Here is a 19,101-nt window from a genome sequence, read left to right as displayed (position 1 = left end):
CATGGGGCTTGCAACAAGCGAGCATAGGGCACCTTTTGTCGATCTACCTGCCTTTATGAATGCCTTTTTTCCTGCCATCTGGTTATCAGCCTGTCTGTTGGGAGTTGTCGCTGTCACGCCTGTCCAGGCAGCCTCGGCCGCCGATAAACCGGCCGCCAGCAGCGCCCATCCGAGCAAGCCTGCTACCGCCAAGCAGGCCTCGGCGAGCAAGGCCAAGGCCCAGGCCAGCACTGGCAAGAGCAAGCCGGCAAGCAAGAAGGCTGCAGCCAAGCCCAAATCCAAGTGGGCCTATCAAGACATCAAGACGCCGCTGAAGAGCCCCAAGCTGGACCTCAGCCTGCCGCCGGAAATGGTCAAGCATCTGCAACCTGTCGGCAGTGTGCCATTGCCCAAGCGCGAACCATTGCTGCCGCAGATGTTTGGCGAGAAACCCAAGGAAAGCAGTCCGTTCCAACTCAACGGTCGCTTGCTGAGCAACGAAATGCAGTTGCAGTTGCGCAATGAGGAGCGTCGTGAAATCGAAGGCGCGGCCCTGGATTTCGAATTCAAGCAGTAAATTCTTCAACCTGTTTGTGACTGGCTGCAGCGACGCTTTGTCGGAGACTGATCAGTCACGCACGGTTGTGCGTCAAATCCGTTCTTTGAGTAATTTTAAACGGCTGTTTTAGCGGTTACTCTTGTGCGGCGTCATTCAACACTATGCTTGTCGCGAGGAGCTTTCGTCATGAAATGCCGTGAAGGTTGTGGCGCCTGCTGCATTGCCCCTTCCATCAGCTCACCGATCCCCGGAATGCCCAATGGCAAGCCGGCGGGAGAACGTTGCCTGCACCTGTCTGTCGAACACCTGTGTGGCTTGTTCGGTAGGCCGGAGCGGCCAGCGGTGTGCGGCGCGTTTCAGGCAGATCCCGAGGTTTGCGGCGAAAGCCGGGAAGATGCCATCCGCTTGCTCGGATGGTGGGAACAAGTGACAGCGGCTTAGAGTGTTCTCAATGAACGGAACTTCAACAATAAGGAATAAGACAATGGGTTCGCTGTATCGAATGGCTGTGCTCTGTGGCTTCACCGTGCTGTTGTCGGCAACAGCCCACGCCGAAGACTGGCAAACGGCGAAGGACGAAGACGGCATCAAGATCTCCTTGAGTGAAGTGGCCGGTTCCAAATACAAGGCCTACCGTGGCGTCACCACCATGAAGACCTCCATCGCCAAGCTTCGTGCACTGCAGGAAGACGTGGTGGGTGCCTGCGCCTGGATCCACGAGTGCAAGACCCAGAAACTGCTCAAGCACGAAGGCGATCAAACCTGGACCTACACCCAGTTCAACACGCCTTGGCCGGTCACTGCGCGTGACTCGGTGCTGCACATCACGACCAGCGAAGCCGCGGACGGCAGTCTGACCCGCAAGCTGGAAGGCGTGCCGACCTACATCCCGGAAGAGAAAGGTTTCGTGCGTGTATCCCAGGTCGAGGGTTACTGGAAGTTCGTGCCCAAAGGTGCCGATCAGGTCGAAGTGACCTATCAGGTGCACACCGAGCCCGGTGGCAGCGTGCCGTCCTGGCTGGCCAACAAGTTCGTGGTGGATGCGCCCTTCAACACTCTGAAGGCGCTCAAGGCCCGTGCCGAAAAGCCGTGATCGGCTGACGGTCCAAGGGTTCGATCAAGGCCGCCTCCGGGCGGCCTTTTTGTTGGCTGGCCCGCCCGCGCCGCGGAACGTTTGCCTCTGGCTCAAGGTCGAGATGTTGTAGGCCCACTGACAGGGCTATCGAGGAGGCGCTGATGCAAAAGTGGCAAGTCACTTTCGTGGACGATCATGGTGTGCAGTCCGTCGAAGACTTCGATTGCGAGCAGGAGCCGACGCTGGAACGGGCCGCGCAGCTGGTTAGGGCCAAGCTGCTGCCGGTCAGTGCCGAACTGGATCTGAATGATCTCGACGGACGTATCGAAGCCCCCACTCTCAAAAGCCTGAAAGAGCAGAACAGCATTCAGATTCTCAGCATCACGCCGATCTAGAGACGACAGAGATCGCTTGCGCAGCTATTTCTGGCGGCGCCCAGGCGTTGGCGCTAATCTGCAAACGAGATCAGCAAATTCTTCGCCTAGCTCTGATCTTGTCAGCTCCATGCTTGTTTCCTGACGACCCGCCCCGGGTCGTGATGCCGGTTGCTTTGGCCGGCGAGTCGGGAAGCACGGAAAGTCTATCCATCGGTTTGAGGAGGACGTTTCATGAGCACAGCCGTTCAAGAAGACCTCAGCAGCAGTGTGCTGCGCCGCATGAAAGAAGGCGGTTTTGATTTTTCACGATTCCATCCCATCGAGTTCTACGCCATTTTCCCGGATGAGGAGCGGGCGCGCAGGGCGGCAGGACAGTTTCGCGGTGAATCCTTGAACGCCCAGGTCAGCGTGCGTGATGACGGCGCCTGGTATCTGGAACTGAGCAAGGTGATGTACGCCACCTATGGCGGCATCGGGGATTTTGAACAGGACTTCGAGGCCGTGGTCGAGCCTCTGGGCGGCATCATTGAAGGATGGGGGGTGAAGCAGGAGATTCGCGGGCGCCTGGTATAACCCGGAGCCATTGCATCAAGACGAACAATTGGCTGGCCCTCGGGTCGGCCAATTGCGTTTTCAGGGGGCTCAAAGGTAAAAAAAAAGCCACCCGGGAGGGTGGCTAAAAGGGAAGACCGGTCAGGAGAGGGAACCGGTCGGGAGAGCCCGGACCCGGTTGTCATCGGCGTCATCAAGGTTGCAGCAGCGACTTCATCAGGCGTGATGAAGTCTTTGCTCGATGGGCGCGATTGTCCGCCTGCCTGGCCGGACCGTGAAATCAACTCTGGCTATCCAGGCGATAGACAACACCCGCATCAGCTCAAGGCAACTGCTTGCGCCCCGCCATATGCCGCAGATAGCCCAGCAACAACTCCAGCTCTTGATCCGGCAACACAGTGCTGTCGAACCCGGGCATCTTGGCTTGTGGCCAGCGCCTCAGGCTCTGCGGATCGCGGATGTAGCGCTTGAGAAAGTCGCCACTGAAATACTCGGTAGGGTTGTAGGGAATGTTCAAGTCCGGCCCGAACTGTGAGTCACCGGCGGCATTGAGGCGGTGGCAGGCCAGGCAGTTCTTCTGGAACAGGATGAAACCCTGGTTGACCGGATCATTGCTGGCCAGCTTCGGATCCGGAGCCAGGGCCGGAAAGCGCTCTGCCACCGGCGCCAGGCGCTGGATGCGCGCCACCTGGAATGGCCATTGCTCGGGGCTCACATGCCCGGCTTGCGGGTTCGTCCACACCAGGTAGAAAGGCCCGGCGCCGGGCTTGTCCGCGGCCAGGGCAGGCCAGGGTTGGCTTGGGTCTTCAATGGCCAGCCAGGCCTGGGAGCCCTGGGTGTCGAGCAGAGGCGCGGCGCTCAGTTCGGCGGCGAAGCCGTCCAGGGCCACGGCCTGCAGGTGGTCATCGGCCTTGAGTCCCTGGAGCAGGGCCGCCATGGGCACGGCCCGGTACTGCATGTCGCGGTGGTAGGACACGTCGTCCTTGATCTGGATGGTCCGCGCGGCGGGGTGCTGGAGCAGTTCTTCGGTCTGCCAGGTGCGGCTGCCGGAGCCCAGGTCGATCAGCAGTTGGGCGGCGTATAGCGGGCTGCTCGTCAGGAGGGCAGCGCAAAGGAGGAGAGCTTTCAATGGATGGCCGTCGGATCTTCGTCAGTGGGTAGGCGTCATCGGGCTGCAGGTCTTGCGGTTGCGACACAGGGTCGACCAGGCATCCCGGCGTTCTTCGTGGTCAGCGTGGTTCACGATACCGAAATAGTCGCGCTTGGCTAGCGGGTCTTGGCCTTCCTGCGTGGACGGGGCGGTGGCGACATGAAGCCTCCTGCTTGCGGTTGCTCAGCAAGATGGACACGCGACAGCCCGCCCCCGGCGAGAACCGGGGGGCAAGGTGCTGGTCGGTTGGTCGAGCAACCCCGTATCAGCCGATCACTTTGGTGAGGTTCGGCAAGATCAACAGCAATGTGGTTGCGAAGAGGATGAGCCCCGCCTGACGTACTTTCGAATGTTTGAACATGGCTGAATGCCTTTTGTTGTTATTCCTGAGCATCAATGCATGCCGGTCCTGAATGTGATTGTGGGCCGGTTATGTGTCCCTTTTTTGACCTGTCCCGATGCAGAATCCGTCCGGGACTTCCTACAGCTTCTACCTTAGGGGCCTTGTATCCTCTGGCTTAGATCCAATTCGTATGAAGTTATAGCTGCAATCCCTGAAAACGCTATAAATCCACTGACACACCGGGTGGTCGCCCTTTGGCTAGACAGCTCGCGACCCTTCATCGGGCGATCGCTTAGCTGCCTACCGTTCGTCTGAGCGTCACCGTCAAGGCGGCTGAGCGCATCGGTCATTGAATCCACGGCTGTCGCGCCTAAGGTGAGGGCTCGACATTTCCCCTGCACAGCGGTTCGAGGACGTCATGACCCAAGCTTTGATATTCGATGCGTTACGCACGCCCCGTGGCAAAGGCAAGGCCGATGGCGCCTTGCACAGCGTGAAACCGGTGAACCTGGTGGCCGGCTTGCTGCGGGCTCTGCAACAGCGTTGCGAGCTGGACACCAGCCAGGTGGACGACGTGGTCCTGGGCTGTGTGACGCCCATCGGCGATCAAGGGGCCGATATCGCCAAGACCGCCGTTCAGGCTGCGGATTGGGATGTGAGCGTGGCCGGTGTGCAGATCAATCGCTTTTGCGCCTCGGGGCTGGAAGCGGTCAATCTCGGTGCGATGAAGGTGCGTTCGGGGTTCGAGGAACTGGTGGTGGTCGGTGGCGTGGAGTCCATGTCCCGGGTGCCCATGGGCAGCGATGGCGGGGCCTGGGTGCTGGACCCGGAAACCAATATGCACAGTCATTTCACCCCCCAGGGCATTGGCGCGGACCTGATCGCGACCCTGGAGGGCTTCTCCCGCGAGGAGGTCGACCGCTTCGCCCTGCAATCCCAGCAGAAGGCGGCTCGGGCCCGGGCCAGCGGCGCCTTCGCCAAGTCCCTGGTGCCGGTGCAGGACCAGAACGGCATCGTCTTGCTGGAGCATGACGAGTTCATCCGCGCCGACTCGACCCTGGAAGGCCTGGGCAGCCTCAAGCCGAGTTTCGAAATGATGGGTCAGATGGGCTTCGACGCCACCGCGCTGCGGGTCTACAGCCATGTCGAGCGCATCAACCACGTGCACACCCCGGGCAACAGTTCGGGCATCGTCGACGGTTCGGCGCTGATGCTCATCGGTTCAGAGGCCAAGGGCCGCGAGCTGGGGCTCAAGCCCCGGGCGCGGATCGTGGCCACGGCGGTGACCAGCACCGACCCCACCATCATGCTCACCGGCCCGGCGCCGGCCACCCGCAAGGCCCTGGCCAAGGCCGGGTTGCGGGTCGAGGACATCGATCTGTTCGAGGTCAACGAAGCCTTTGCCTCGGTGGTGCTCAAGTTCATCAAGGACATGGCCATCGATCCGGCCCGGGTCAACGTCAACGGGGGCGCCATCGCCCTGGGGCATCCGCTGGGCGCCACCGGCTGCGCGATCCTCGGCACCTTGCTCGATGAGCTGGAAAGCCGGCGCCAGCGCTACGGCCTGGCGACCCTCTGTGTCGGCGGCGGCATGGGTATCGCCACCATCATCGAACGCCTCTGAGCCCCGACTTCAAGGAATCAACTTCATGACCGATGCCATCCGTTACGAAAAGGGCCAGGACCAGATCGTCGTCCTGACCATCGATATGCCGGGCCAGAGCGCCAACACCATGAACGCGGTGTACCGCGACGCCATGGCCGGCGTCGTGGCGCGCCTGCAGGCCGAGCAGCAATCGATTGCCGGGGTGATCATCACCTCGGCGAAAAAGACCTTCTTTGCCGGCGGCGACCTCAATGAGCTGATCAAGGTCGACAGGCCGCAAGCCAAGGCTTTTCATGACCGGGTGCTGGCCCTCAAGGGCCAGTTGCGCGCTCTGGAAACCCTAGGCAAACCGGTGGTCGCTGCAATCAATGGCGCTGCCCTGGGTGGCGGCTGGGAAATCTGCCTGGCCTGCCATCACCGGGTAGCCCTGGACGATAAATCGGTACAGATCGGCCTGCCGGAAGTCACCCTGGGCCTGTTGCCCGGTGGCGGTGGGGTGGTGCGCATGGTGCGCATGCTGGGCCTGGAAAAGGCGCTGCCGTATCTGCTGGAAGGCAAGAAAGTGCGCCCGCAGCAGGCGCTGCAAGCTGGCCTGATCGACGCCCTGGCGACGGATCGCGATGAGCTGCTGGCCAAGGCTCGGGCCTGGATCCTCGCCAACCCGGCGCCCCAGCAGCCCTGGGACGTGCGCGGTTATCAGATCCCCGGCGGCACGCCAGCCAACCCGAAAGTGGCGCAGATGCTGGCCATTGCCCCGTCGATCCTGCGAGCCAAGACCCAGGGCTGTTTCCCCGCGCCGGAGAAGATCCTGTGCGCCGCCGTCGAAGGCGCCCAGGTGGATTTCGCCACCGCGCACCTGATTGAGACTCGCTACTTCACCGAGCTGGCCACCGGCCAGGTGGCGAAGAACATGATGGGCACCTTCTGGTTCCAGCTCAATGAAATCAATGCCGGTGGCTCGCGCCCTCAAGGTATCGCGCCGCAGACCACGAAAAAGCTCGGGGTGCTGGGGGCCGGGATGATGGGGGCGGGGATTGCCTACGTCAGCGCGGTGGCGGGTATCGAGGTGGTGCTCAAGGACATCAGCGTCGAGGCGGCAGAGAAGGGCAAGGCCCACTCGGCGGCGCTGCTGGAGAAAAAGCTGGCGCGTGGGCAATTGAGCCGCGAGCAGCGTGACGCGACCCTGGCGCGAATCCGTACCACCGCCGAGGACGCCGACCTGGCCGGTTGCGACCTGATCATCGAGGCGGTGTTCGAGGACCGTGAGCTCAAGGCCAGGGTGTCCCGGGCTGCGCAGCAGGTGGTCGGCGCAGAAGCGGTGATTGCCTCCAACACTTCGACCCTGCCCATCACCGGACTGGCCACGGCGGTGCCGAATCCGGACAAGTTCATCGGCCTGCATTTCTTCAGCCCGGTGGAAAAGATGCCCTTGGTGGAGATCATCAAGGGCGCACAGACCAGCGAGGCGACCCTGGCCCGTGGGTTCGACTTCGTGCTGCAGATCAACAAGAGCCCGATCGTGGTCAACGACAGCCGCGGATTCTTCACCTCCCGGGTGTTCGGCACCTTCACCAATGAAGGGATTGCCATGCTCGGCGAAGGCATTTCGGCGCCGATGATCGAAACCGAGGCGCGCAAGGCCGGGATGCCGGTCGGGCCGCTGGCGATTTCCGATGAAGTGTCCCTGAGCCTGATGAGCCACATCCGTCAGCAGACCACCAAGGACCTGCAGGCTGAAGGCAAGCCGCCTATCAAGCATCCGGCGTTTGCCGTGATCGACCAGTTACTCCACGACCACAAGCGTGCGGGCAAGGCCGCCGGCGGCGGTTTCTACGATTACCCGGCCGGTGGCCAGAAGCACTTGTGGCCCGAGTTGCACACGCGCTTCTATCGCGCCGATGGACAGATCTCGCCCCAGGACGTGCGTGACCGCCTGCTGTTCATCCAGGCCATCGAAACCGTGCGTTGCCTGGAGGAGGGGGTGCTGCAGTCCACGGCGGACGCCAATATCGGCTCGATCTTCGGCATCGGTTTCGCTGCCTGGAGCGGCGGCGCCCTGCAGTTCATCAACCAGTACGGGGTGAAGGATTTCGTCGCTCGTGCGCAGTACCTGGCGCAGCAATACGGTGAACGATTCGCCCCGCCGACCCTGCTCCTGGAGAAGGCTCGCCAGGGGCAGTTGTTCTGAGGTTGACGGGCGCTCGATGAGTGGCCCCGGGGCTTGCCTTGCCGTGGTATTTCAAGGCAGGCTCTGGGCTGTTCATTATTGCCATCACCTTGTCAGGAATTTTTTATGTCGCTACGCATCTGCATTCTTGAAACCGATATCCTGCGTCCCGAACTGGTCGATCAATATCAGGGTTACGGGCAGATGTTCCAGCGCCTGTTTTCCCAGCAACCCATTGCCGCCCAGTTCAGCGTCTACAACGTGGTCCAGGGCGAATACCCCAGCGACGAGCTGGAGTTCGACGCTTATCTGGTGACCGGCAGCAAGGCCGACTCCTTTGGCACCGACCCCTGGATTCAAACCCTCAAGACCTACCTGCTGGGCCGCTACGAGCGCGGTGACAAGCTGCTGGGCATCTGCTTTGGCCATCAGTTGCTGGCGTTGTTGCTGGGGGGCAAGAGCGAGCGGGCGACTCAGGGCTGGGGCGTTGGCACCCATAGCTACAAGCTTTCCGCCAAGGCGCCGTGGATGAGCCCGGTGGTGGAGGAACTGACACTGTTGATCAGCCACCAGGACCAGGTCACCGCGCTACCGGAAAACGCCACAGTGATCGCCTCCAGCGATTTCTGCCCCTATGCCGCCTATCACATCAATGACCAGGTGCTGTGTTTCCAGGGGCACCCCGAGTTCATCCACGACTACTCCCGGGCGCTGCTGGACCTGCGCCAGGAGTTTCTCGGCGAGAAGATCTACCAGAAGGGCCTGGCCAGTCTCGAGCACGAGCACCACGGCACCACCGTTGCGGAATGGATGATGCGTTTCGTCGCCCACAAACCCGAAGCCGCATGACCTGGCAGGGCCCTGGCGTCCGCGCCCGGGGCCCAGTCCCCTAGAGCCAGCCGGAACGCTTGAAGCTGGCCCACAGGCTGATACAGCCGACACTGATAAAACCCAAAACACCAAAGTAGCCGTAGTGCCAGCTCAGTTCCGGCATGTTCTGGAAGTTCATCCCGTAGATCCCCGCCACCGCGGTGGGAAACGCCAGGATCGCCGCCCAGGCGGCGAACTTGCGCTGCACGATGCTTTGCCGTGAAGCCTCCAGCAGTACACCGATCTCGATGGTCTGGCTGGCAATGTCGCGCAGGGTCGACAAGTCCTCCATCTGCCGGGTGACGTGAATCTGCACGTCACGGAAATACGGCCGCATGTTCTTGTCGATGAACGGAAAGCTGAGTTTCTGCAGCTCCTCGCTGATCTCCACCATCGGCGCGACATAGCGGCGCAGGCGCAGCACGTCGCGGCGCAGGCCGTGGAGGTTCTGGATATCCCGTTCGTTCAGCGAGTTGCACAGGACGTTGCGTTCCAGTTCGTCGATCTCGCCGTGGATGGCCTCACTGACCGGCTGGTAGTTCTCGGTGACGAAATCCAGCAGCGCATAAAGGACGAAGTCTTCGCCGTGCTCCAGCAGCAGGGGGCGCGCCTCGCAACGCTGGCGTACATAGCCATAGGAGGCCGAGTGGCCGTTGCGGGCGGTGATGATGTAGCCGTTGCCGGCAAAGATGTGGGTTTCGATGAACTCCAGCTTGCCCTCGGTGCGCACCGGCGAATACGTGACGATGAACAAGGCGTCGCCAAAGGTTTCCAGCTTGGGGCGGCTGTGCTTCTCCAGAGCGTCTTCGATGGCCAGTTCATGCAGGTTGAACTGGCGTTGCAGATTGGCCAGTTCGTGGGCATTGGGTTCCTCCAGGCCGATCCACACGAAGTGGCCGGGTTTCGCGGCCCAGGCAGCCCCTTCGTCAAGGCTGATATCGGTGACTTTCTTTCCGCCGCTGTACACGGCGGCAGCAACAACTCTACCCATGGCTCTGCTTCACTTCTTCTTATCAATGGGGCGGTTACAAATCAGCAGCTTAGCCTGCAATGCAGCATCAGAGTCACTGCCGGAGCTGGAGTTCGCAGACAAATTAAAGCCCGCACGGGGCGGGCTTGCTGGCATCGGGGGAGGGCTCGCGGTTCAGGCGGCTTGCAGCTGGCGATCCATGTGGGCGATGCATTCGCGCATCTGCTCACGACACTGAGCGATCAGCCGTGGCATGTCGTCCATGGTCAGCCCGGCGGTGGGAATTGCCGGCAGCGAGCGGATCAGGATCTTGCCGCTGTTCCAGCGGTTCAGGCGCATGTGCTTGATGTAGCTGCTGACGCACACCGGCACGATCGGCACGCCGGCGGCGATGGCCATCTGGAACGCGCCCTTCTTGAACGGCAGCAGGTCCTCGCCGAGGTTGCGGGTGCCTTCGGGGAAGACCCAGATCGAGGTGTCCTTGTGTTGCAGCGTATGGGTGGTGGTGAGCATGGAGCGCCGCGCCTTGTGCGGGTTGCCGCGATCGATCAGGACATTGCCCGCCAGCCAGAACAGTTGCCCGAACAGCGGCACCCATTTCAGGCTCTTCTTGCCGATGCACACCGTGCGTCGCGGCACCACGTTGCCGAACACGAACAAATCGTAATTGGACTGGTGGTTGGCGATGATTACGCAGCTCTCAGGCTTGTCCATCAGCGGCCCGACTTCGGCCTTGACCCGCAGGCGCAGGATGCACATGGCCGGCCAGGCGTAGAGGCGGGCGCACAGGCGACTGTTGTCCGGGTTGAAGGGGCGGCACAGTCCAAGCAGCAGGCCCAGGCTTCCGGCAAGGATAAAGTGCAGGCCCATCAACGACATACGAAACAGATACAGCATCTAAACGGCCCACCGGGGACAAAAGGTGGCGCAGTGTACGGATGTGCACTGTTTTCGGCAATTGCCGCTCTCAGCCGGGAGATGGGCGATGTTTAAGTACATGTTTCCGCAGGCTGGTGCCAGCCGCGGTCTAGAGGCCTTTGCCTGTTCATTTCGGCCAGGCAAGAAAAAGCCCGACACACAGGTCGGGCCGATTCATTCCACACCGGCGATTCAGCCCATGTGTTCCTGGTCGAGGATGATGGCGTTGTCGAGGGTGTCCAGCAGGGCCTTGCGCACCTTCAGCTTGGTGTTCTTGTGGGCCAGCATATTGATCTTCTTCAGCTGGCGTGCGGCGGCCAGGGCCGTGCCTTGCAGTTCCTCGGCGCTCACCACCTTGTCGAGGAAGCCGGCATCCACCGCGCCTTGCGGGTCGAACATCTCGCCATTGATTACCGAACGATGGAAGGCCGAACGCCGCAGGCGATCGCGGGCCAGCTCGATGCCGGCATGGTGCATGGTCATGCCGATCTGCACTTCATTCAGGCCGATGCTGAAGGGACCGTCGACGCCGATACGGTAATCCGCCGACAACAGCAGGAAGGCACCCTTGGCCACCGCGTGACCCGGGCAAGCGACGATCACCGGGAACGGGTGGGACAGCAGGCGGCGGGCCAGGGTCGAGCCTTGGGTTACCAGCGCCACGGCTTCTTTGGGACCGGCTGTCATGACCTTGAGGTCGTAACCGCCGGAGAGAATGCCCGGCTGACCAGTGATGATCACCACGGCGCGATCGGCGGTGGCCTGATCTAGCGCAGCGTTGAAAGCGGCAATCACGTCCGGGGAGATGGCATTGACCTTGCCATTGCTCAAGGTCAGGGTCGCGATACCGTCTTCGAGATGGTAGGAAATCAACTCACTCATGACGCAATTCCTTGTATTGAAGTGCAGCAGAAGTTACCCACCACGACCGATCTGGTAAAGCGCCGTGACTGACTGATGAGTCAGGTGCAAGGCCGGGCATTGGCCTGCACGCCGCCGCCGGCCATGCCTGCTTTCTTCTATATAGCTAGAGACAAGGCTGAAGAATGGCCGGTTTGCCTTGTTGCCGCTGGCTCCCAGCCCCCTGCAACGACGGATCGATCTTAAGCGCATGAAAATTCTGAAAAAAAAGTTTGCCATCTGAAAAGCTATCGACTACATTAGCGCGCCTCGACAGACTGAATCGGTTTGACGAGATACGGTGAAGTGTCCGAGTGGCTTAAGGAGCACGCCTGGAAAGTGTGTATACAGGAAACTGTATCGAGAGTTCGAATCTCTCCTTCACCGCCAAATTCGCAAAGCCCCGGTAGTTAAAAGCTCCGGGGCTTTTTGCTGTCTGGCTCCTTCAAAGCTCGCCCGAAATGCGTACACCGGACGAGTACACCGCATGGTTTTAGCTATGACCCGACCTACCCTGGATTCCCGTGGGGTTTATCAGTTCAGACGCAAGGTTCCCCCGCATTTGATTCCCATCATGGGGAAGCGTGAGTGGAAGCGCAGCTTGGGCACCAAGGACTGTGAGGTTGCGATGCGCCGCGTTTACAGCGTCAGTGAAGAGTGCGCCCAAGCGTTTGCCCTTGCTCAGGGGCTATACGACGGTAACGTACGGCTGGATGCGAACGACGTTCAGCAGCTAGCTGCCAGGTGGTTCCGGGAAGAGCTAGCGCGGCTTGAAGCGACAGGCGATTACGGGCACTGGCTGGTGGAGTCCTATGGTGGCGGTTTCAATGAGCGAGACGGGGAGCCAGTCGGTCGTTACTTTGTTACGTACCAGATGGTAGTTGACCCTGACTCTAACGCCGACATTGCTAGGCATACTGCTCCGTCTATTGATGCCGTGCTACAGCAGCACAAGCTGCCCCTCGTTGCGAAAGGTACGCCTTTACACAATCAATTGGCCGAAGCTTTCTGGTCGCACTTATGTGACTTGTCCACCCTTTGTTTGGCACGTGTTGATGCTGGGGGCAGGTATGTGGCTCCCCCCGTGATAGCGCCTGTTGCGCCTCTTTCCTTTGAGCGTGCTGAGGCGTTCAAGCATGAGGGGCGCACCATTTTGGCTGTTTGGGATGCCTACAAGACTGACCGTATTGCGAGTAGGAGGGCTGCAACGGACACCACGCTCAATGACTACAAGGGCATCGTTCAGCACTTTGTCGAGTTGTTCGGTGATGTACCAATTTCCAGTTTCACTAATGAGCTGGCCCAAGAGTACAGGCTGAAGCTGGCCCGAACTCCGGTTAGCAAAGGTGTGGGTATACGCGGAATTGACGCCCTTCAGCAAATCGCGTTGGCAGATGCCCAGGACTTGCCACGCATTAGCCCTGCGACCGCAAAGAAGCGTCTTCGGGCTATGTCGTCGATACTTACGTTCGCTAAGGATATGGGCTGGATTCAGGCGAACCCCATTGTCGATTCTGGGGTATCAAAGCGTGTGGCGCGCGACATTATCAAATCTGGTGGTAGTCGCCGCCGCAAAGACTATAGTCGGGATGAAATAAAGGCCATTCTGTCGAGCCCCGTATTCGTTGCGAACTGGAAGCCGCCCCTTACGGATCTTGGTCAAGCGCTTTACTGGATGCCGCTGCTAGCTGCATATACAGGGGCCCGTCAGAACGAATTGGCCCAGCTCTATGTTCGTGATGTACGTCAGACTACTGATGGGGTTCACTACCTGAGTATTCTCAATGACGACGTTGATGATGGGCATGGCCGTCGGGTCAAGACCGCCAGTAGCCGGAGGGATGTTCCACTCCACGCTGACTTACTTGCACTGGGGTTCGGTGCTTACGTGGCGTCTTTACCTTCGTCAGGTCAACTATTTCCGAAGTTGGCGCAGGATGCTCGGGGGAAGTTCGGCCAATCTTTTGGCCGGCACTGGGGGCCTTACCTGTCTAAAGTCGTAGGTCTTGAGAGCCCAGCGGCTCCTATGCATGGGTTTCGACATGCATTCAAGACCTTGTGCCGGGGTGTGGGAATTCCAGATGACGTCCACGAAGCCATCACTGGGCACAGCGGGGGCACCGTTGGGCGGTCTTATGGACATATGCCTTTAGCTCGAATGGCAGAGGAGTTGCGCAAGTTTCCGCGCTTGGCGCAAGAAGCGGGCCTACTACAGTAGCCTTGCCGTGGCCTCTACAGCGACGGGAGTAGGCGAAAGTTCGGGGAGATAGTCAGTTGTAAACACTGTCGCCATTCTGCATGAGCCTGTGTTACTGCTCGTTTTTGTCGCTGCTGTCTGGCTTGGTCGGTTCTGGTCCTGCGACGGAGCTGTCCTCGGGAAATATCTCGCTCGCATAAAACAGGTCTTCGACTTCTTTATCCATAGCGCTGAATACTTCGGCGTCAAAAGCGAACTGACCTTTCAAGAACCCGATGCGTGGTAGCTTCGGCCGGCATGGCACGAGCTTCACCAACGGCTCACCGTCACGGGTGATGACGATCTCCTCCCCGTTATATGCTCGCTCGACGTAATGCTCGAAGTTGGCCTCCAGCTCCGCATAATCGATGTAGTGCATGTGCAGCTCCACTCCGTGTTTACTGCTTGATGATAGTAGGGGGAGGGTGGCGTCTGACGTTGGAGCCTACTTCCCAAGTAAAGGCTTGCATAACTGGATGCACTTGAGCGTGGCCAGCACCGACCAAGCAGTTTGCGCCAGAAGGTGATAGCCCCCACGGTTTGCGCTAGGCCAGACCTTCCCTGGCGCTCCCCTCCGCCACTAAAACTACAGGGGAGTGCACACGTCCCCTCCTGGTGCATCCTCACGTGCAACAAGCCAAGGGTCTTATGTTGCTAGTTGCGCCTCCTGGCGGTAGTCAATGCGCTCCCCCAAACACCCACGACTGGCTAGAGCGTCCGCTCGCTCGTTGTCCGCATTGCCTGTATGACCTCTCACCCACACGAAGGTGACTTGGTGATACTGAACTAACGCGTCAATAGCCTCCCAGAGGTCCACGTTTTCGACAGGCTTATTCTTTTTCCTTTTCCACCCCTTAGCCTTCCAACCTGGAAGCCATTCATTAACACCTTTCACTACCATTTCATTGTCACAGTACAGCGTTACTACTGAAGGGGCCTTGAGCCGCTGCAAAGCACGAATGACCGCTACCATTTCGGCACGCGGCGAGGTCGGGGTTATTCCGTCATTCAAAGGTCCGGCTATCTCTAGTACAGCACCATCACTGCGTCGGAGAACCGCTCCATATCCACCCTTGGCGAATTGGGTTCCGTTGCCCATACAAGAACCGTCTGTGTGAATTATGTAGCTGATAGAGGTCATGTCGCGTTCCCATGTTGGTAGTTTCGCGGGCATGGCTTCGCCGTAAGCCATAGGTATTCCCCGGCTTATGCCCGCTAGTTAAATTCTCGGAAGCCTTGTTTTACGGCGGCTGTAGGTGATTCAGGGCTCTGAGACCCCCTTACCTGGAGCTCTGTTTACAGTTCGGCAATGGGTTTTGTGCTGCCAGCCTGTGGCTCTGCATACCGCTGGGTATTCAAGGCGGCCACTGCGTCTTGCAACCGGGCGTACTCCAGGTCTTCCATACCGTCATCATCGTTGTCGTCGCCCAACACAGGCTGACTGATCTTGGGCTTGAATTTGTTGATTAGGTACTCAATGGCATTGGGGCGCTGGGCATGCTCACCCAACTCGACTAATGCTCGGAGAACGTCCGTAGGATCATATTCACCGTCAGTACCCAGGACCGTCTGAACTACTGCCATCTTGATCTTGTGGCGCATTGCAGCGGCGCTTGCTGGGCTAGAGGGCTTGCGGCGCGCCTGTTTGTGCGTCCGCCAACTGACCACTGCAAGGTGCTTTCTCGCAGCGCGCCCCCAGTAGGCCAGTAGTTGCATGTCGATCTTTTCCTTGCTGGCATTGGTGTCAATCTTGCCCGCATCAATTCCATCCTGACGGACAGCGGCCCGGAAGCGTTTGATAGTTGACTCAGACACTCCCAGGACTTCTGCCGCCTCCTTAACAGCTAACCGGCGGTAGGTGTCCCGCTCCTGGTTCATTGCTGACCAAGCGTTTTCAGTTCGTTCGTCAGGGCTCATGCCCTGGACAATGTCCTGGTTTGAAAGTCGGCACGCATCAAGAGCATCTAAAAAGCCAAGACCAGGAAGAACGGTAACTAGCGCTGTAGGAATGCCTACTCGTTGAAGTGCCTCCAGGCGGTGGTGGCCGTCGACTAGGAAGAACTTCGAGGGTACTGGGTGCGCCCTGTCAGCCCCCTCTGCTAGCGCCCACTGGCAGCCCTCGTCCGAAGCAACCACTAACAAAGGGGTTAGTTGGCCCTTTGTGCGCATGCTGCGGCTAAGGTCTGCGATGTGGCCTTTGTACCGTTTGCCGTCGCTGTACTCCTTGAACTTCTGCATTCCGACATTGCGGTTCTGAAGGCGCTTGTCGGTGACAATTGCGTCCAGCGCGATGGTTACAGACTGCTGCGTGGTAAGTGTTCCCATTGCAGCAGCCTCAGTGTGTTAGAGCTGACGGCAGTAATACCTGCCCGCCGCGTCTGTTTACAGGGCCAATCTTGAGCCAGTGGTCGGCGGCGCGGTCGGATACGACCAAGCCCATTAAGTCGTTGTCGGTCCAGGCCAGGCTTGCGACCAAGGCGACCTCTAGTGCCTCCCCAAGACGCACATCGCGCCTCTTCATTGTGGTCATCTGGTTGGCGAGTTGGACTAGTCTGCCGACCTGGTCGCGGCGCATGTGTACGTTGAAGCGGACAAGAGTGTCCGGGAGCTTCGCTTTCATTGGGTAAAGTTCCTGAGTTGATAGAAGCACAGGCGCCCCGTACAGCTTTGCTATACAGGGTTAGGCATCAATGTGGGGTCATTCTTGATAGGGGTTATACAAGGATTGGCAGTATCTTGGGTCGTATAGGGATTGTCCTGCCCCACCCAACCAACGAGCCCGCCTTTAGGCTTCATACTGTTTTTTACCTTTCCCTTCTTCGCCATTTCGAAGTGCACTCCGGGTTCATCGAGTGCACTTTTTTAACAGCCAGGACCAGTTCGAAACAGTCTGTTTCTCAAGTGTGATATCGTTGATTCTATGACCTGTAGCCCCGCAACTACGGGCCCTAGCTACGCTCTCATAGACCCGGTTCCGGTTCTATTTGTGGCAAATGGCCATAAACGCCCATAGCCTCTTACTGGCTGGCAGCTATCTGGAGCTTCTTGGCGCGCTGTACTGTCGCCGTACTGGTGCCGGTAGCTGATGCGGTTTCCCGGATGCCCATACCTTTAGCCAGGCACGCCAGAATGCGCTTGTGCTTGTCTTGGTCAATGGACTTACCCACGTAGCGTTTTTCGTTCTTGGCCTTCTCAATGCCCTGCCGCTGACGTCGTAGGCGGTCTTCGTAGTCCTTCCTTGCTACAGCGGCGAGCATGTCCAACAACATGGCGTTGACGGCTTCTATGACACGCCCTGTGAAGGCGTCAGCGGCGTTGTTCGTGTTAGCCGGCGCCATTGCCATGTGTGACGTCGGCAAGTCCAGTGACACGACCTTAACGCCCTTGGCTTTGATGACCATCAGGAGCTTCTGCCAGTCAGCCTCGGTCAGGCGTGATAGCCGGTCTACCTGTTCGACCAGGAGAACGTCCCCGGGGTAGGCGTCTTCCAGGAGACGGAAAAGCTCAGGCCGCTGTAGGGAGGCTCCGCTTACGTTCTCCGTATAGGTCGTGGCGATGGTGTGCCCGTGCTGCTTGGCGAAGTCCACCAACGACTGCTTGGCCCTAGTGGCGTCCTGTTCAGCGGTAGAGGCGCGGAGATAGGCACGGATGAACATGGAGTAAAGCCCCTGTGGTCGTAGAAGTGTGGTCACTATAGGCGTGGTCGCAATAGTGGTCAACTATATCTAAACGAACATAATTGGCCATGCCTCCCGCCGTGGTTGGCCAGGTATACCCATACGGCTACGAGATAAGCCAATGGTTGGGCCGTGTATCGACCAAAGCGCAAAGCGTAAGTGAACGTGCTTGGTTGTTCTCGGAATGAGGAAGGGTAGTCCTGTTAACCATACGATTAGGTATAGGTGGCGATTGATGGGGGGAGGGGGGGAAGTAGCTACGGCATTGAGTACTAAAGTCAGACAGATTTTTTTGCCTAAAACTTGCGCGGCATTGCGCCTGATGCTGCGTTATGAGGACTATGTCTGACCAACGGGGGGGGGGGCGGCAGGGCTGGCCATTTAATGCCATGTGTAGCGTGTGGTGCTTGAAATAAAGTAGAGTCATCTAGCTTGCGCATGGTCCGCAGCCAGGTTAACCCGACTATGTCACACGAAAAGGAGATCCAGTTGGCGTACATAGTGACTTACCGGCCCCGACTTCCCGTACCAAAGGATGTTAATCCGTGAGCATCTCCTTACCCCAGGATCGTTGGTCCGCCATTTTAAACGACCCTGAAATAAATGAAATCGGCGGGGAAAATAATAACGAAGGGGTGGACTACGCTCGTTATTGGGCAATGGCGTTGCTAGTGGAAATGGAAACAAAAAAAACGCCTGATTACGTACTGCTATTTGAGTATCTTCAGGATGTTGCTGTTCTAGATAAAGCCGAGATGCCAACGGCGGCAACCCTATATCAAGTTAAGAAAAAAAATAAAGGCAACTGGAGTAAATCCGCGCTTACAAAAAAAGAGTCCCCCCCAAAGTAGATGCAATTCCTGTCGAAGAGGCTGTCGCGCCAAAGGTCCAAACGAGTAAAAAGCTAGCAGGCAGATCGCCGTTGGGGAAGCTTCATCTTTGTGTTGAAAAGCTTTCTAGTATTGCAAGTGTCCATGGTGTATTTGTTTCCAATGCTGGTTATGATTTGAATGATACTTCGGGTGCCCCGATACATTCGAATTCTCGTTGCTCGTTATCGGCTCTGCATGCTGATGACTTGGACTACGTGAAGGCAAGGCTGGTGAAGGAGTTGAAAGGTAACTCGGTTGCGCATTTGACTGCTTTAAGTGTAGAACAGTCAATAGTGTCACCGTCTTCAATGCGGGAAACTGTGCGAGGTCTTATTGATGAATTACTTAGCTCTAAATACCCAACTCTTCCAAGCGTTTCTGGAAGAATTCAAGAAAGCCTTTTAGAGTTATTTTCTGCTGGCTCGGGGCCGAAGACAGGACAGACGCTTTCAGAGCTAATAGCTAAGAAAGGTTTTACGCGCGATGCTTTCTGTGAGCTGATTGAGAAATATGCGAAGACCAAGCCGTTCACCACTGCTTTAGATACTGTGATTGGTTCCTTGAAATTTGAAGGTATGCTGCCGAGGGCAGCAGATAAATTACATATTGAGGCTAATCGCTTACAGATTCAAATGGTAAATTCACCGCAGACTAAAGAGGTTATATGTTGGGATGCTGCCTTGAGTTCTGCGGAACATAATTCGAGTATTGCGGAGTATCGGGAACTTCTTAATGCTGTTCAGGGTTCTATAGATGCTGAATTAAAAAGCAGAGGTGATACTCTTCCTTCTATTACAATTTTAGCGGCAGCTCTATTGGCGGTGATTTATGTCGACCAGCAATCTTAGGC

At 58.3% G+C, this 19,101-nt stretch carries 20 protein-coding genes and 1 tRNA gene; 12 read left to right on the top strand and 9 right to left on the bottom strand.

What is annotated here, in order from left to right; all coding sequences use genetic code 11:
* Positions 1-55 precede the first annotated feature (55 nt).
* The 5 genes from ACMGG8_RS25440 (at position 56) to ACMGG8_RS25420 (ending at position 2,563) form a co-directional block, all read left to right on the top strand.
* A complete protein-coding gene (locus tag ACMGG8_RS25440; protein WP_060838260.1) occupies positions 56-556 on the top strand; it encodes a hypothetical protein in 501 nt (166 codons plus the stop codon).
* Between the two features lie 168 nt (positions 557-724).
* Positions 725-979 (top strand): YkgJ family cysteine cluster protein, encoded by a 255-nt coding sequence (locus ACMGG8_RS25435; protein ID WP_082729197.1) that lies wholly within the window; start codon positions 725-727, stop codon positions 977-979.
* 43 nt (positions 980-1,022) lie between these two features.
* The gene (locus ACMGG8_RS25430; protein ID WP_060838261.1) at positions 1,023-1,631 is read left to right on the top strand and encodes an START domain-containing protein; all 609 of its coding nucleotides are present in this window, start codon (positions 1,023-1,025) and stop codon (positions 1,629-1,631) included.
* Between the two features lie 143 nt (positions 1,632-1,774).
* Positions 1,775-2,008 (top strand): hypothetical protein, encoded by a 234-nt coding sequence (locus tag ACMGG8_RS25425; RefSeq protein WP_016964988.1) that lies wholly within the window; start codon positions 1,775-1,777, stop codon positions 2,006-2,008.
* Between the two features lie 213 nt (positions 2,009-2,221).
* Complete coding sequence (locus ACMGG8_RS25420; protein ID WP_060842873.1) at positions 2,222-2,563, top strand: ribonuclease E inhibitor RraB; 342 nt, start codon at positions 2,222-2,224, stop codon at positions 2,561-2,563.
* Between the two features lie 301 nt (positions 2,564-2,864).
* On the opposite strand, the gene ACMGG8_RS25415 is transcribed toward ACMGG8_RS25420, so the two are convergent.
* Positions 2,865-3,671, bottom strand: coding sequence for a c-type cytochrome (locus tag ACMGG8_RS25415; protein WP_414158668.1), 807 nt, complete (start codon positions 3,669-3,671; stop codon positions 2,865-2,867).
* A 782-nt stretch (positions 3,672-4,453) separates the two neighbouring features.
* Between ACMGG8_RS25415 and ACMGG8_RS25410 the strand changes: the two genes are divergently transcribed.
* The 3 genes from ACMGG8_RS25410 to ACMGG8_RS25400 all read left to right on the top strand — a co-directional run bounded on the left by ACMGG8_RS25410 (position 4,454) and on the right by ACMGG8_RS25400 (position 8,657).
* Positions 4,454-5,659 carry an acetyl-CoA C-acetyltransferase gene (locus ACMGG8_RS25410; protein WP_060838264.1) on the top strand — a complete coding sequence of 402 codons (1,206 nt, stop codon included), beginning with the start codon at positions 4,454-4,456 and terminating at the stop codon, positions 5,657-5,659.
* A gap of 25 nt (positions 5,660-5,684) precedes the next feature.
* Positions 5,685-7,829, top strand: coding sequence for a 3-hydroxyacyl-CoA dehydrogenase NAD-binding domain-containing protein (locus ACMGG8_RS25405; protein ID WP_414158667.1), 2,145 nt, complete (start codon positions 5,685-5,687; stop codon positions 7,827-7,829).
* A 105-nt stretch (positions 7,830-7,934) separates the two neighbouring features.
* The gene (locus ACMGG8_RS25400) at positions 7,935-8,657 is read left to right on the top strand and encodes an amidotransferase (RefSeq protein WP_060838266.1); all 723 of its coding nucleotides are present in this window, start codon (positions 7,935-7,937) and stop codon (positions 8,655-8,657) included.
* A 40-nt stretch (positions 8,658-8,697) separates the two neighbouring features.
* On the opposite strand, the gene ACMGG8_RS25395 is transcribed toward ACMGG8_RS25400, so the two are convergent.
* The 3 genes from ACMGG8_RS25395 to ACMGG8_RS25385 form a co-directional block, all read right to left on the bottom strand.
* The gene (locus tag ACMGG8_RS25395) at positions 8,698-9,669 is read right to left on the bottom strand and encodes a magnesium and cobalt transport protein CorA (protein WP_060838267.1); all 972 of its coding nucleotides are present in this window, start codon (positions 9,667-9,669) and stop codon (positions 8,698-8,700) included.
* A gap of 153 nt (positions 9,670-9,822) precedes the next feature.
* Positions 9,823-10,545 carry a lysophospholipid acyltransferase family protein gene (locus ACMGG8_RS25390; RefSeq protein WP_060842876.1) on the bottom strand — a complete coding sequence of 241 codons (723 nt, stop codon included), beginning with the start codon at positions 10,543-10,545 and terminating at the stop codon, positions 9,823-9,825.
* A gap of 213 nt (positions 10,546-10,758) precedes the next feature.
* On the bottom strand, positions 10,759-11,448 hold the full coding sequence (locus ACMGG8_RS25385) for a crotonase/enoyl-CoA hydratase family protein (RefSeq protein WP_060838269.1): 690 nt from the start codon (positions 11,446-11,448) through the stop codon (positions 10,759-10,761).
* Between the two features lie 318 nt (positions 11,449-11,766).
* On the opposite strand from ACMGG8_RS25385, the gene ACMGG8_RS25380 reads away from it, so the two are divergent.
* Positions 11,767-11,856: transfer RNA gene (locus tag ACMGG8_RS25380), tRNA-Ser, on the top strand.
* A 109-nt stretch (positions 11,857-11,965) separates the two neighbouring features.
* Complete coding sequence (locus ACMGG8_RS25375; RefSeq protein WP_414158666.1) at positions 11,966-13,684, top strand: DUF6538 domain-containing protein; 1,719 nt, start codon at positions 11,966-11,968, stop codon at positions 13,682-13,684.
* A 91-nt stretch (positions 13,685-13,775) separates the two neighbouring features.
* Here the strand turns inward: ACMGG8_RS25375 and ACMGG8_RS25370 are convergent, their stop codons facing one another.
* The 5 genes from ACMGG8_RS25370 to ACMGG8_RS25350 form a co-directional block, all read right to left on the bottom strand.
* Positions 13,776-14,081, bottom strand: coding sequence for a type II toxin-antitoxin system Phd/YefM family antitoxin (locus tag ACMGG8_RS25370; RefSeq protein WP_414158665.1), 306 nt, complete (start codon positions 14,079-14,081; stop codon positions 13,776-13,778).
* Between the two features lie 267 nt (positions 14,082-14,348).
* Entirely contained in the window at positions 14,349-14,894 is a 546-nt protein-coding gene (locus ACMGG8_RS25365; RefSeq protein WP_414158664.1) for a ribonuclease H family protein, read from the bottom strand.
* Between the two features lie 104 nt (positions 14,895-14,998).
* On the bottom strand, positions 14,999-16,027 hold the full coding sequence (locus ACMGG8_RS25360) for a ParB/RepB/Spo0J family partition protein (protein WP_414158663.1): 1,029 nt from the start codon (positions 16,025-16,027) through the stop codon (positions 14,999-15,001).
* 10 nt (positions 16,028-16,037) lie between these two features.
* Complete coding sequence (locus ACMGG8_RS25355) at positions 16,038-16,322, bottom strand: hypothetical protein (protein ID WP_414158662.1); 285 nt, start codon at positions 16,320-16,322, stop codon at positions 16,038-16,040.
* A 397-nt stretch (positions 16,323-16,719) separates the two neighbouring features.
* Positions 16,720-17,358 carry a recombinase family protein gene (locus tag ACMGG8_RS25350; protein WP_414158661.1) on the bottom strand — a complete coding sequence of 213 codons (639 nt, stop codon included), beginning with the start codon at positions 17,356-17,358 and terminating at the stop codon, positions 16,720-16,722.
* Between the two features lie 566 nt (positions 17,359-17,924).
* Between ACMGG8_RS25350 and ACMGG8_RS25345 the strand changes: the two genes are divergently transcribed.
* Both ACMGG8_RS25345 and ACMGG8_RS25340 read left to right on the top strand, forming a co-directional pair.
* A complete protein-coding gene (locus tag ACMGG8_RS25345) occupies positions 17,925-18,230 on the top strand; it encodes a dsDNA nuclease domain-containing protein (protein ID WP_414158660.1) in 306 nt (101 codons plus the stop codon).
* A gap of 71 nt (positions 18,231-18,301) precedes the next feature.
* The gene (locus tag ACMGG8_RS25340; protein ID WP_414158659.1) at positions 18,302-19,099 is read left to right on the top strand and encodes a hypothetical protein; all 798 of its coding nucleotides are present in this window, start codon (positions 18,302-18,304) and stop codon (positions 19,097-19,099) included.
* Positions 19,100-19,101 lie beyond the last annotated feature (2 nt).

The sequence above is a fragment of the Pseudomonas sp. BNK-45 genome (assembly GCF_047456255.1).
Taxonomy (GTDB): domain Bacteria; phylum Pseudomonadota; class Gammaproteobacteria; order Pseudomonadales; family Pseudomonadaceae; genus Aquipseudomonas.
Note: the sequence above shows the minus strand (reverse complement) of the source record. Positions and strands in the feature narration are given on the sequence as shown.